12 protein-coding genes and 1 riboswitch are annotated in these 13,091 nt (G+C 44.8%); of the genes, 5 read left to right on the forward strand and 7 right to left on the reverse strand.

What is annotated here, in order from left to right; translation table 11 throughout:
* Positions 1-47 precede the first annotated feature (47 nt).
* Positions 48-167, reverse strand: a riboswitch (TPP riboswitch).
* A gap of 43 nt (positions 168-210) precedes the next feature.
* Together OW495_RS20705 and mpl are read right to left on the reverse strand one after the other, a co-directional pair.
* On the reverse strand, positions 211-834 hold the full coding sequence (locus OW495_RS20705) for a flavin prenyltransferase UbiX (RefSeq protein ID WP_102514353.1): 624 nt from the start codon (positions 832-834) through the stop codon (positions 211-213).
* Between the two features lie 37 nt (positions 835-871).
* Complete coding sequence (gene mpl / locus OW495_RS20710; protein ID WP_289888078.1) at positions 872-2,230, reverse strand: UDP-N-acetylmuramate:L-alanyl-gamma-D-glutamyl-meso-diaminopimelate ligase; 1,359 nt, start codon at positions 2,228-2,230, stop codon at positions 872-874.
* Positions 2,231-2,500: 270 nt separating this feature from the next.
* Between mpl and fbp the strand changes: the two genes are divergently transcribed.
* On the forward strand, positions 2,501-3,511 hold the full coding sequence (fbp, locus tag OW495_RS20715; protein ID WP_017107754.1) for a class 1 fructose-bisphosphatase: 1,011 nt from the start codon (positions 2,501-2,503) through the stop codon (positions 3,509-3,511).
* A gap of 77 nt (positions 3,512-3,588) precedes the next feature.
* Here the strand turns inward: fbp and OW495_RS20720 are convergent, their stop codons facing one another.
* From OW495_RS20720 to OW495_RS20735, 4 genes are all read right to left on the reverse strand, one after another.
* Positions 3,589-3,945, reverse strand: coding sequence for a DUF2799 domain-containing protein (locus tag OW495_RS20720; RefSeq protein WP_065112004.1), 357 nt, complete (start codon positions 3,943-3,945; stop codon positions 3,589-3,591).
* 81 nt (positions 3,946-4,026) lie between these two features.
* Positions 4,027-4,383, reverse strand: coding sequence for a gamma-glutamylcyclotransferase (locus tag OW495_RS20725; RefSeq protein ID WP_102514355.1), 357 nt, complete (start codon positions 4,381-4,383; stop codon positions 4,027-4,029).
* 88 nt (positions 4,384-4,471) lie between these two features.
* Positions 4,472-8,230, reverse strand: coding sequence for a translocation/assembly module TamB domain-containing protein (locus OW495_RS20730; protein WP_102514356.1), 3,759 nt, complete (start codon positions 8,228-8,230; stop codon positions 4,472-4,474).
* A complete protein-coding gene (locus tag OW495_RS20735; RefSeq protein ID WP_102514357.1) occupies positions 8,227-9,939 on the reverse strand; it encodes an autotransporter assembly complex family protein in 1,713 nt (570 codons plus the stop codon). Before OW495_RS20735 ends, OW495_RS20730 begins: the two co-directional genes overlap by 4 nt.
* A gap of 195 nt (positions 9,940-10,134) precedes the next feature.
* Here OW495_RS20735 and msrA point away from each other — a divergent pair, with 195 nt between their 5' ends.
* The gene (msrA, locus tag OW495_RS20740) at positions 10,135-10,764 is read left to right on the forward strand and encodes a peptide-methionine (S)-S-oxide reductase MsrA (RefSeq protein ID WP_102268863.1); all 630 of its coding nucleotides are present in this window, start codon (positions 10,135-10,137) and stop codon (positions 10,762-10,764) included.
* Between the two features lie 111 nt (positions 10,765-10,875).
* Here the strand turns inward: msrA and OW495_RS20745 are convergent, their stop codons facing one another.
* Positions 10,876-11,076, reverse strand: coding sequence for a DUF1107 family protein (locus tag OW495_RS20745; RefSeq protein WP_004735283.1), 201 nt, complete (start codon positions 11,074-11,076; stop codon positions 10,876-10,878).
* A gap of 252 nt (positions 11,077-11,328) precedes the next feature.
* Between OW495_RS20745 and OW495_RS20750 the strand changes: the two genes are divergently transcribed.
* From OW495_RS20750 to OW495_RS20760, 3 genes are all read left to right on the forward strand, one after another.
* Positions 11,329-11,880 (forward strand): YtfJ family protein, encoded by a 552-nt coding sequence (locus OW495_RS20750; RefSeq protein WP_017107748.1) that lies wholly within the window; start codon positions 11,329-11,331, stop codon positions 11,878-11,880.
* Positions 11,881-11,970: 90 nt separating this feature from the next.
* On the forward strand, positions 11,971-12,261 hold the full coding sequence (locus tag OW495_RS20755; protein ID WP_289888088.1) for a DUF2607 family protein: 291 nt from the start codon (positions 11,971-11,973) through the stop codon (positions 12,259-12,261).
* 41 nt (positions 12,262-12,302) lie between these two features.
* On the forward strand, positions 12,303-13,016 hold the full coding sequence (locus OW495_RS20760; RefSeq protein ID WP_289888089.1) for a DUF2796 domain-containing protein: 714 nt from the start codon (positions 12,303-12,305) through the stop codon (positions 13,014-13,016).
* Positions 13,017-13,091 lie beyond the last annotated feature (75 nt).

The following is a 13,091-nucleotide window of genomic DNA, read 5'->3' on the forward strand; positions in this document are numbered from 1 at the left end:
CTCTCCATGGTCTGAGCGGCACAGGTTTGAGGGAGGAGAACGGTAGAAGTTGTTCCTAACTCAATTCCTACGCCAGCATTATCTGGTTCAGGTTTACGGGTCCCAAGCACTTGCTTGATCTCAGCTCGCATTCATTATTTGAATGGTTTGCTCCCCGATGAGTGTTCAGAATTGTAATTCGAATTTTAACAATAAGCTATCAAGTTTGGATCAATTACGTTGATCGTAACCCCAACGTGGCACTAAACCTTGCTCAATACCAAGATGGTCCAAAATACGCGCCACCATAAAATCGACTAGATCTTCGATCGACTTAGGTTGGTGATAAAAACCCGGAGCCGCAGGCATGATCGTCACGCCCATGGTCGAGAGCTTGTGCATGTTCTCTAGATGCAGCGTAGAAAATGGCGTCTCACGAACCACCAACAACAGCTGGCCTAGCTCTTTCATAACCACGTCTGCTGCTCGCTCGATCAGGTTATCTGATAGGCCATGAGCAATAGATGCCAAGCTTCCCGCAGAACATGGACAAACGACCATCTGCTTCGGTGCTGCAGAACCAGAGGCAACCGGTGAGAACCAATCATCTTTGCCACACACCACCAGCTTTTCCGGGTCGCAACCTAAATGCTTAACCAGAGCTTGTTTCGCTGCGTCAGGCCCAGCAGGTAACTTAAGTTCATGCTCTGTCGCCAACACCACTCGCGCTGCCGACGATATCAGCAAATAGACCTGATAATCTGCCGCCAATAGGCATTCAAGTAAACGCAGTCCATAAGGCGCACCAGATGCGCCCGTGAAAGCGAGGGTTATAGCTTTATCGTGTTTTGTCATGTTCTCAATTACTTCAAATTATAAGGTCTTGGATCAGTTAGCCTTTGAGTGCCAAACCATCCAACAGTTTTTGATGAATGCCACCAAATCCACCGTTACTCATTACCAAGATTTGGTCGCCCGCTTGTGCCTCTGAGACAATTCTAGCAACGAATGCATCCATGTCATCACTTACGTGCGCGAGTTGATGGCATGCATCGGCAACCTCTTGTACAGACCAATCAATGTTATCCGGCTGGAATAAGTAGGTAGAATCCGCCAGCTTAAGCGAATCAGCCAAAGTTTCTTTGTGAACACCACGCTTCATGGTGGCAGAACGAGGCTCTAAAACGGCAATGATTTTCTTTGTGTCGACCTTATTACGTAAGCCGCCCAGCGTAAGTTCAATCGCTGTAGGGTGATGAGCAAAATCGTCATAGACAGAAACGCCTGCCACTTCACCTTTAAACTCTAAGCGACGCTTGGTATTAATGAACCTCGCCAGTGATTCGCACCCTAAGTCAGGTGTGACACCAACATGTCTTGCCGCCGCAATCGCCATCAAAGCATTGTTGACGTTATGATCGCCAACCAAATCCCAATCTACGGTTCCAACACATTCACCTTGGAAGTACACCTCAAATTTAGAGCCGTCTTTAACCAGTTTCTTGGCATCCCAATCACCGAGTTCACCACTCGACTCAGTTTCACTCCAGCAGCCACGAGATAACACATCTTGGATCGCGGTGTCTTGCTTCGGTGAGAAAATACGGCCATTACTTGGTACAGTGCGAACCAAATGATGGAACTGTCGCTTGATTGCCTCAAGATCATCAAAGATATCTGCATGATCGAATTCGAGATTGTTCATCACTAACGTTCTTGGGTGGTAATGAACAAACTTAGATCGCTTATCAAAGAAAGCGCTGTCGTATTCATCGGCTTCAACCACGAAGAACATACTTTCACCAATGCGAGCTGAGATACCAAAATTACCAAGCACACCACCGACAAGAAAGCCCGGTGCGTAACCGCAGTCTTCAAGGATCCAAGCCAGCATGCTCGATGTTGTTGTCTTGCCATGCGTTCCCGATACCGCCAGAACCCAACGGTCATGCAACAAGAACTCTTGCAACCACTGCGGCCCAGAAGTGTATCTAAGGTTGTTATCCAATACATACTCAACACACGGGTTACCACGACTCATCGCATTGCCAATGACCACTAAGTCAGGTCTTGGTTCTAATTGGCTCGGGTCGAACCCTTCAATAATCTCAATCCCCTGGGACTCCAACAAGGTGCTCATTGGAGGATAAACATTCGCGTCACTACCAGTAACCTTGTGACCTAATTGACGAGCCAATACCGCAGCACCACCCATGAAGGTGCCACAAATTCCTAAGATATGAATATGCATATATTGCTTCCAAACGCTTGGCTAAATGAGCCATGTCTAAATCAAACTACTTGCACTCATTATCATTAAATGGCGATTAAAAGCGAGCCACAATGCAAAACAAATTTAGTCGACATAGTAAGTGAGATCTGTGTCGCTTAGTTCATTACCATTAAAAAGATCTAACCTTTAGAATTTAGGTAAGCGTCTAGATGAATAAAGCCCATATAAGAGGCTAATTCTACAGTGCTCAAATCCCCCCTAATATTCAGAGAAGTTTAAGGAAATAACATGTCTGAGATGCGCACCCTTGGTGAATTCATTGTTGCAAAACAAAATGACTTCCCCCATGCAAGCGGTGATCTATCATCCCTTTTGTCATCAATTCGTCTTGCTGCGAAAATTGTTAACCGCGAAATTAACAAAGCAGGTCTTGTCGACATTACTGGCGCTGTTGGTACAGACAACGTTCAAGGTGAAGAGCAACAAAAGCTAGACCTATACGCGAACGACAAGTTTAAAGCTGCACTTGAAGCCCGAGACCAAGTTTGTGGTGTTGCGAGTGAAGAAGAAGACGAAGCCGTTGCCTTCAATAAAGAGCTCAACAAAAACGCAAAATACGTCGTGCTGATGGATCCACTTGATGGTTCTTCAAACATCGATGTGAATGTATCGGTTGGTACAATCTTCTCTATCTACCGTCGAGTATCACCGATTGGTACTCCGCCAACACAAGAAGATTTCCTACAACCTGGGCACAAGCAAGTTGCCGCGGGTTACGTAATTTACGGTTCTTCAACCATGCTTGTTTACACAACAGGTGCTGGTGTAAATGGTTTCACCTACGACCCATCACTGGGTACCTTCTGTCTATCTCATGAAAACATGATGATCCCTGATGAAGGCAAGATTTACTCGATCAACGAAGGTAACTACTTCCGCTTCCCAACGGGTGTTAAAAAGTACATCAAGTACTGCCAAGAAGATGAGCCGAGTGACAACCGCCCTTATACTTCTCGTTACATTGGTTCTCTAGTATCAGATTTCCACCGTAACCTGCTAAAAGGCGGCATCTACTTATACCCAAGTACACAAAGCCACCCTCAAGGTAAGTTGCGTTTGCTTTATGAGTGCAACCCAATTGCTTTCCTTATGGAACAGGCTGGTGGTATCGCTTCAGACGGTGTTCAACGTATCATGGATATCAAACCAACAGAGTTACACCAACGTGTACCTTTCTTTGTTGGCTCAACAGACATGGTTCGTAAGGTAGAAGAATTTCTTGAGCTTAACCAAGACTAATCCTCTCGTTTATTTCTCAAAATAACACCATTAAAAAAGCCAGCATTCACATGCTGGCTTTTTGTTTATTCATTGAATTATCGAACATCAAATTTCGATTCAGCACCTCGTTCATAGTTGAAGCGGAACCATTTATCGATGTCATCACAAATCCCAAGATAGGTTTCACCACGACGCCCTAGCGCTCTTGGATTCTGAGAACAATACTGAGTTTTACCCACTTCGTAACCTTGGCCATAAGCGGCATACAAGTTTGCATCAATTGATGGTGAAGACGCGGCTTCAGCCAAACTTGCTTCAGTCTGTTTGGTTTTTCCTTTCAGCGCCATTTCTTCGCCAAAGCTCTGCCAATCGGTCGTGTTCATTGATGTTGGTGGCGGAGTTTGCGCACAACCAAATAGCATTACTGATAGCACCAATAATATATATTTCATAATTTCCTCCTGATGGAAAAGACTAGCTCGTACATTGAGACTTTTAGCTATTACGTCAGAATGCTTCCAGTAGTTCATTCACTATAGCGGGTTGTTCCGCTTACACCAGTCACCCGAAAGTATTTCTTTATTAGCTGTTAGATCAAGCTGATACAAATATACCCATGCTAATCCAAATATAGTCTCTATTTGCTCGCGACGATACTCAACAGGAACATCTTCTAGCCGATCGAGCGACTCCAAAATTTCGTCGTTAATGATATAGACCTCGCCAGCGACACTTTTCTTTCCAAAAATCATCGCCGGATAGGCACCTAAATCAAAAAGAGCAAATGACTCTGGTGTATCAAAGCGCCCCAACAACTCACAATGCTGCAAATAGTGGTGATTAGACTGGCCTTCTCTCAACGTGCCATAGACGAACACAAGATGCTCCATAAACCCTCCACAAGCCCTTCATACTTTTACTTCGATGAATGGCTGAAACATTATCTACTCGAACTCAAATTGTTTTATTCAAACTTCTTTACTCGAATTCGAATTGATAAAGAAGATCTACGGCACTGTCTAGGCCCGATACAGCTTCAACATAGAGGTCCTGCATCAATCGATAACGAACAGTAAATTCACCTAACGAGTTGAAGATACCCACGCCATATTTCACTTGTAAGCCAGGCAGAATGTAGCCACTTACCGTTACTTGTGAGTCATCCCCAGAACCTGCAGTATCCAGTTGTAAATCTTGCACACCAAACGCTTCACCGATTTCGCCGACAACTTTACCGCTCTTCGCCAAGCTCAAGCCAATTAAGGTGGTTGTCATCGAACCGCTCGACTCGCCGTCGATATCTTGGCCACGCAATATATAAGACAGCGCATTCGCTTGAGGCATCGCTGGGTCAGAATAAATCTCGATGGTCGGCTCTGTCGCAGGGCCTGTCACTCGAATACCTGCGGTCACATCATCCTGAGTATTATCTGGGTTACGTATCGCATTGATTGCTACGTATGGCTGATCCGGCGGACCATTCATTAGAATCTTGCCCTCTTCGATCAACAGGTCTTGTCCGAATGATTGGTAAGTACCATCGACGATGTTCACTTCACCGGTAATGAATGGACCTTGGTCTTTTTGAGCCACATTGAGCTTACCAACCAAGTCGCCTTCAAGACCGAACGCTGACAATTTAAAGTCATCACCAATGGAGATGTTAATATTGGTCATCACATTGAACGGAATCGTATCTTCATTTTCTGGCTCAAGATCTTTATTCAAGATAACTTGATCAGAGGACACACCAACCGCTGATGGTGGCAAGTCTTCAACAACAATACGTCCCCATGGTAATGCAATGTCACCGGTTATTTTCGCAAGCTCTGGCGTGACATCAATGGTCATGTCGGGAACAACCTTCACCTTAACCATAGGCGGGATAACAACCATCAACTCGTCGGCAAACACTCTGACATTAGAGTGCCATGCTTGAAGATCCTGCCAATCCCCAGAGCCTTCGATATCAAGGTGACCATCCGGTGTTTCAACATTGGCATCTAACTTCGCACTGTAACCGTCAAAGTCGAGGTCAATACGGCCATCTTTAATATCGACTGGCGTGACATCGCCTTTGACTTGAATACCATCAACAGAGAATTGACCAAAGACTTGAGGATGCATCAAAGAGCCTTTTACTTTTAAATCACTCTCAAGATCCGCCTTCAATAGGCTGTATTCACCAAGAATCGGCTGTAAAAAATCCAGATGGAACGTTGTCAGCTTAATTGCCGCATCAACCATTTTGTCTTCAGCAAGGATATCCGGTAGCGACACCGTGCCAGACAAGTCGCCATTATCAGACACATCCAGTTTAAAGTCGGCGTTCAGTTGGTTGTCTTTCAGCTGTGCATTCAATGCAACGCTTTCCCAACCTAGTGTGATTGGCTCACCAACTTGCTGAACAACCTGACCTTTCGGCATATCGACGCTAACCGTCACCTCTGGTTCACCTTGTTCCGACCACTTAGCATGAGCGGTCGCATTCACTAAGCCCTGTAGTTGTGTTTCTTTAGGCACAAAAGCTTTAATCTGTTCGAAATCGAATTGGTTGATCGCCAGTTTGGCCTCACCCGACTTTCCGACACGCACGTCTTCATCCAGACACACACTCGAACCCGATTGCTTCCAACAGTGTGCTTGGACATCAGCAAACTGACTATCGACATCCGCCTTAATTGCGACAGGTTGATCTAATACCCAAGGCCCCTGCTGAGTGGTAATTTTGACTCTGTCTAACGACCCATCCCAAATAAGAGAAGGCTTTTGAATCAACTCACCGGAAATCGCTAAACTTGTAGACACGATGTCGGATATCACATCAAGTGTCACGGTATGCTTCTTCTCACCACCACTCACCGTTAAGTCGATGCTTTCAACGCTTTGATCTTGATAGGTTAAGTTCTTGGCTTTTAGTACAAGATCAGCTTGAGCTTCAGGTAATGGCAGTGGAACCACAGAGCCATTGAGCGACAAGGATTCCAGTGTCGCCTCGCTATTCCAATCGACCTTATCAACATTCAAAGCAAGATCGACTTCAGGCTCTTTCGTTGGGCCGCTCAATTGGATGCTACCGATCACTCTGCCTTTCAACTCGGGAATACTTTTTGCGAGCTCAGGGAAGAAGATCTCAACACCCATGTCCCATTGCTTATCAAGCTCACCCAGCGCCTTAATCGAGTTAACACCATGAGCTAAACTCAAACCACTGGTTTTCAGTTTAGGTTCACCGCTCGCGCTGCGATCAGACGCTGACAACTGCCCTTCGATATCCAGAGGGTATTCTCGCAAGATCCCTTCAATATCGAGCTTAGGCAGTTCAATCGCCCAACCACCCGCTTCCGTCAACTCACCCGAAGTGACGATGCTTCCGCTAATGTTACCCTCGGCTTCTGGCCACTGTAGACCCGGTTGTATGTCTTTGAGCGTCACATCGGCTTGCCAATTAACGAGCTTCTTCCAGTTCGCTTTGACTACACCATTGAGTTCGCCACCCAAGGTATTCAGTTTCAAGCGTTCAAGTTCAATCTGTTCTGTGGTGCCTTTGCCTTGCAGGTCGATGGCTAACGCAGGTATCTCCTTACCATCTCCTTTACCTTTAAGCTGCACATTAAAACCATCTAATGAACCATCGGCTTTGAATTTCTCAATCACAGCTTGGTAGTCACTTTTACCTGTCAAAGGCCATTGCGCTTTACCTCCCTCTAATAGAAGGTCAAATGGCAGAGTCGGATCTAAAGGTTGAATGTCCCCAGACAGTTGTGCCTCAATCAATTCAGAAAACTGAGAATCTAAGTGCAGCTTAGCCACGCTGCCTTGTGCTTTCAGCGATAATTTCTGACCAGCGAGGTCGGTTTCTTTCACTAACGCATCCAAAGAAAGTTCTAGCGGATAACCATCCTTGAGCTCAACCTTCGTCGCTAAATTCGCGCTTACTTGTGGCATATCGAGTTCGAGAGTAGAAACATCTACCGTATGTTTCCCCGCTCGAGCTTCTAGTCCAAGGTGGTTCACCACAATCGGTGTTTCTTGTTCTAAAGTGAAATTGTTGAGATCAAAACGCTCAAGTACAATCTGCAAAGGAATTAAGACTTCAGGCAACTCGATAGCCGTTTTAGTGGCAGCCTCTGGTTCTACCGTTTCTGTTTGCGGTTCTTCTGTCGATTCAGCGAGCTTAACTTTTAGGTCATTGAACAAGGTTGGCGATACCGTCAGCGTTTCCCCCTGCATACTTAGAGCCGTTGAGAACAAACCCCATTCAATTTCATGACCCAAGATATTCAGTTTGATATCAGACAACGCAATACGATTGATCACGATTGGTAGTGGTGTTTTCACTGATGTCACGGGCGGAGTCGGTTCTGCTTCTTCTGTTGAAGCTGGTGGTAATTCAGTAAATGCGAAATCCAAACCTTGAATCGCTAAGCGGTCAACACACAGTTTAGGATCGAGTAAACAACGAGGATTAATCGCCAAGTTCAGCTTTTGAACCTTAGTGTCGATATGCAGGCTGTCATCTTTAAACTGAACATTATTAAGCGTAAAGCTTGGGAAAAGAGCCCCTTTAGTGCTTTCTACTTTAAGTTGTGGCAATGCTTTTTCAGCGCCCCATAGCACTGTATTCAATCCAGGATTGGTGAACAAAACAAAACCGAGCAGGGCTATCAACAACAGCAAAATAGACGTCAGTGAAATTGACGTCCATTTTATGCATTTACCCATCACTTTGATCATAATTCTGGCCCTAAGCTAAAGTGTAACTGGAACTCATCACCTTTTGCTGCATCTAGACCCCAAGCAAAATCTAAGCTCACAGGGCCGACGGGCGACGCCCAACGAACCCCGACGCCGGTACCATGTTTCCATTCAGGTTTATCATTGAAGGCATCACCAATATCGTAGAAAGCCGCACCCCACCAATTCCCAACCAATCGGTATTGATATTCAAAAGAGCTGGTTGCAATAAATTTTGCACCCGTTAGTGCGCCACTTTCATCACGAGGAGAGATAGATTCATAACCATAACCACGAATACTGTTATCACCACCGGCAAAGAACCTTAGCGAGGGAGACAGCTTCTCAAACTCGTCGGCAAAGTTTCCGCCGAATTGAAGGCGAGTTAAACCGCGGTGATTATTACCAATGCTGCGAATCCATGCTGTTTGCCCTTGAAAACGCACTACCTTAGTTTCCGATAATAAGGTGTCATCAGCCGCTTCAAACATAATGGTTTGTTTATCGCCCCACATCGGCATCGAGCCACCACGCGTTCGAGTTCGCGAGAAAGAGATACCCGGCAACACGAATTGCGCTAAGTCATCTTGCAAACCTTGTTCATAGTTTTCGACCAAGTATCGAATAAATACAGTACGTTGCCAGCCATTATCCAGACGCCAATATCTTTCTAAGGCTAAGTTTGACTCCAAACTTTTGGTATCTCGATTATCCAAGTTCTTCATACCGTACTTAATTTGATAGTAGTCATTAAGCACGTCATCCAATGGGATTTTATAAGCCGCGGTAATCGTCTGCTCGGGCTTGGAGATCGACAAGCTACTATTGAAGCTATGACCTTTCTCGTTAACCCAAGGTTTCTTCCATTTTAGGGTGCCTTTTACACCAAGGTCTGTTGATACACCGATACCAGTTTCGATTTGGTTACGCGCTTGCGGAGCAAGACTCACCTTCATCGGAATTTCACGGCCTTCGCCTAATTGGCTTAAATCAGGTTCAACAAAAACAGAAGAGAACCAATCCGTATTGGACAGGTTTTGGTTGTACTCACCGACTTTGGTTATCGAGTAAGGTTCGCCATCCTCAAATGGTTTGAGTGACTGCACCTTATCTTCTTCAATCTGGCTACCGGTAACCTGAGTGGTACCAAAGTGGTAGCGGATACCACTGTCATAATGAAGGCGAACATAAGCACGGTTTAATTCGGGAGCGACTTCGAGCTTACTGAGATCGTAAGCCCCATCGAAATAACCTTTCGCTAATCCAAGGTTACGTATCGACGATTTCAAAGAATCATAGCTACCATGATTAAGCACTGAGCCTTTAGACAGATTGCTCTTGGCGATCAAAGCCAAAAAGTCAGGATCATCTTTGGCTTCACCAGTTAGAACGATATCTGAAGTATAAATAACAACAGGCTCTCCCTGCTCAACCGTGACCGTCAGCTCGGTATCATCTTCGGCGCGAGTAAATGTGATGCGAGGTTGGTAGTAACCTAACGCATTCAGCGCTTCTTTGATCATAGATTCCAAGCGTGATTGGAACCTTAGCGAAACCGAATACTCTTCTTCAGGGATCGCACTCAGATAAGCATCAACATTATCCTCAAGCGCTCCATCTAGCCCTTTAATTTCAAGGGAAACGTCAGCGAAAGCGAGCGTCGATGACAGTAGAGTGCCAATCAGAACTGGTAAAGTTTTTCTTATCATGTTTAATTGGTGAAGAAGTTATCAATACGTTAATAAGTGAAAAGAAATAATACCGCTAAAAAGGCATTGAGTCTGTAATAAATCCTGCAATAACACGGTCTAATTTAAAGACTTAGTCAATATGAACTAACCGTTGATATGAACCTACAGTTAGTAAAAGCCAACGCGGTAAACGTATGCGAAAAGGAATATAACATGCTAAACAAACAACAACTGGTTTCCGCAGCAACCGCATTACCGGGAAATGCTGACCCAATCCAAATCACTGAGCGCCATTTTGTCAATCAAACGGACCTACTCGATGCTCCGACGGGTTCTCAACAAGAAGTCCTACTTGGTATGGGATGCTTCTGGGGAGCTGAGCGTTTGTTCTGGCAACTGGATGGCGTGATCTCCACATCCGTAGGCTACGCAGGTGGGTACACGGTCAATCCTACTTATGAGCAGGTATGTAGCGGGCAAACTGGTCATACCGAAGTTGTTCGTGTCATTTTTGATAGCGAACAAACGTCTTTAGCTCGAATACTTGAGACCTTTTGGGAACGCCATGACCCAACTCAAGGTATGCGCCAAGGCAACGATTTGGGGACGCAATATCGCTCGGCAATTTACACATTCAGTGAACAGCAGCAAGCTGTCGCCGAACATTCCAAACAAGAATATCAACGAGCGATGACTGAATCTTTAGGCAACGAGATCACGACGGAAGTTCTACCTGCTGGAAAATATTTTTTCGCGGAAACCTACCACCAACAATACCTAGCAAAAAACCCTAACGGTTACTGTGGGTTGGGCGGTACGGGTGTGTGCTTCCCTCCACAATAATGTGTGTTAGGCATACCGACTAGAACGTCACCCATAAAAAAAGGGCTTCCAATTAGGAAGCCCTTTTTCACTATAAATCTATTTAATACAAGACAATTCAATAAAGCTCAGTTACACCGGCAGTGCAGCAATTGTGCCGTTAACTTCTTTAAAAATAGTGAGCTTTTGTTTGTCTGAAACTTCAGGAAGAAGCACCTTGCCTTGGTCGAAGCGAAACTCTCCGATACCTTCAATAGCAAACTGGCCTTTGAACAGGACTTTAACGAAACGCGCCACCTGATGTGGACGGTAAGTAGAAAATTTTCTTAACATAATACAACCTCAATTCCATTTGAGTACTACAGTCACGCACCTGAACACCACCGTATTCAAAGCACATTAAATCGCTAATTCCTTTAGCAAACAGCAAGATAATCTATTGTTCATCTCGATATTGATGCATTATACCTTTTGATAACAAGCCTGCAACTTATTTCTACGTCGTACGATAAAAAAGTTAAAGAGGCATTTTTCAAATTTCATATTATACTTCCAGAGCAAACCAATAAGCGGAACAAAAATATAATGAAAAACAAAACTCTACTGGCTTTTTTAGCCGCAGCCTCTCCACTCTTTGCCAATGCTCACAACTTATCTGTAGGTGAAACCCTGCCTGCTGTCGATGTTAGCAACTATGGTGAAATCGTACTAAACGACGGAAATACTGGATATCAAGCTTGGGCAACCAACGCGCTTCTAGGTAAAGTTCGCGTCGTTCAAGCAATCGCTGGCCGCAGCAGCTCTAAAGAGCTCAACGCACCACTGATGGCAGCCATTACAGCATCGAAATTCGCAGAAGACAGCTACCAAACCACTACCATCATCAACCAAGATGATGCTATTTGGGGGACGGGGTCTTTCGTTAAATCATCAGCCGAAAGCAGCAAAGAAGAATTTCCATGGTCTTCTATGGTACTAGATGAAGACGGAGCCGTCGCGTCATCATGGGCTTTAGCAGAAGAAAGCTCAGCGATTATCGTTCAAGACAAGCAAGGTAAAATATTGTTTGTTAAAGAAGGCGCTCTCAACGAATCAGAAGTCACGCAAGTTATTGAATTGATTAAAGCCAGCCTTTAATCAGATAATCGCGTCTTTTTCGAGACCTGACCAAAGGATATTGTTATATTATAACAGTATCCTTTTTTAATTCTGTGGTTAATCATCCTCATGTGGCAAAACACACCTAACAATGTGAAACGCAAAACAGGCTTGTTGCTTGGGCTGATGCTCATGTTAAGCGTGTTAGCAGCGACACATATTGTGGATATCGACCCAGATCATCACTCTTCACATCATTGTGAGCTGTTTTCGATAAATCAGTTCATTACGGCGCACTCACTGCAACAGATCCCAGAGTTCCATTCAGAATTTACTGCCACTATCACAGAATCAGTAATTTCGTTACAGCGCCTGTATTTCGCTTATCTAGCACGTTCACCTCCTGTAAAGATCGCTTAATTACCACTATTTTTTAATTAATCTTTATTCAGGAAAAAAACATGAAACCTACTATTTTAGCCGTTGTTATCGGCATGACTGTCTCAGCGAATGTTCTAGCTAACGAAGAGTTCCGCTCTCACGAAGCACACGTGCACGGTAAAGTTGAAGTAAACATCGCTCAAGATGGACAAGAGCTGCTTGTTGAAGTAACAGCTCCCGGTGCTGATGTGGTTGGCTTTGAACATGCTCCAGAGACTGCCGAGCAGAAGAAAGTGTTTGAGCAAGCTATCGCGCAATTAAATAAGCCAGAAGAGCTATTTGGTTTCAACAATGCAGGCTGTACGCTGAAGTTCAAGTCAGTGACGAACACCTTGGAAGGCGATCATGATGACCATGAAGGCCATGACCACACAGAACACGATCATGACGACCACAAAGGCCATGACCACGCAGAACACGATCATGACGACCACAAAGGCCATGATCACGCAGAACACGATCATGACGACCACAAAGGTCATGATCACGCAGAGCACGACCATGACGACCACAAAGGTCATGACCATGAAGGCCATGATCACTCAGAAGGTGGGCACGGTGAGTTCACTGTCGAGTATCATTACCAATGTTCAGACATTGAGAAGCTGGATACCGTTAACACCCAATGGTTCTCTAAATTCGGCAACACCAAGTCTATGACTGTGAACCTGTTAACCGACAGCGCGCAAATTCAAGAAATACTTAATGCCGAGCGTATTAGTTTTCAATTCTAATCACGATTAGATTGAATTAAACGCAGATAAACAGCCAAGTAACGACCTGCTTACTTGGCTGTGCAAATCGGTGTG

The organism is Vibrio sp. 14N.309.X.WAT.E.F5, from assembly GCF_030397615.1.
Classification (GTDB): domain Bacteria; phylum Pseudomonadota; class Gammaproteobacteria; order Enterobacterales; family Vibrionaceae; genus Vibrio; species Vibrio lentus.

Excerpts from the sequence above, each read along its gene's own strand:
- OW495_RS20705 (WP_102514353.1), bottom strand. The coding sequence starts at position 834 with ATGACAAAACACGATAAAGCTATAACCCTCGCTTTCACGGGCGCATCT.
- mpl (WP_289888078.1), bottom strand. The coding sequence starts at position 2,230 with ATGCATATTCATATCTTAGGAATTTGTGGCACCTTCATGGGTGGTGCT.
- fbp (WP_017107754.1), top strand. The coding sequence starts at position 2,501 with ATGTCTGAGATGCGCACCCTTGGTGAATTCATTGTTGCAAAACAAAAT.
- OW495_RS20720 (WP_065112004.1), bottom strand. The coding sequence starts at position 3,945 with ATGAAATATATATTATTGGTGCTATCAGTAATGCTATTTGGTTGTGCG.
- OW495_RS20725 (WP_102514355.1), bottom strand. The coding sequence starts at position 4,383 with ATGGAGCATCTTGTGTTCGTCTATGGCACGTTGAGAGAAGGCCAGTCT.
- OW495_RS20730 (WP_102514356.1), bottom strand. The coding sequence starts at position 8,230 with ATGATCAAAGTGATGGGTAAATGCATAAAATGGACGTCAATTTCACTG.
- OW495_RS20735 (WP_102514357.1), bottom strand. The coding sequence starts at position 9,939 with ATGATAAGAAAAACTTTACCAGTTCTGATTGGCACTCTACTGTCATCG.
- msrA (WP_102268863.1), top strand. The coding sequence starts at position 10,135 with ATGCTAAACAAACAACAACTGGTTTCCGCAGCAACCGCATTACCGGGA.
- OW495_RS20745 (WP_004735283.1), bottom strand. The coding sequence starts at position 11,076 with ATGTTAAGAAAATTTTCTACTTACCGTCCACATCAGGTGGCGCGTTTC.
- OW495_RS20750 (WP_017107748.1), top strand. The coding sequence starts at position 11,329 with ATGAAAAACAAAACTCTACTGGCTTTTTTAGCCGCAGCCTCTCCACTC.
- OW495_RS20755 (WP_289888088.1), top strand. The coding sequence starts at position 11,971 with ATGTGGCAAAACACACCTAACAATGTGAAACGCAAAACAGGCTTGTTG.
- OW495_RS20760 (WP_289888089.1), top strand. The coding sequence starts at position 12,303 with ATGAAACCTACTATTTTAGCCGTTGTTATCGGCATGACTGTCTCAGCG.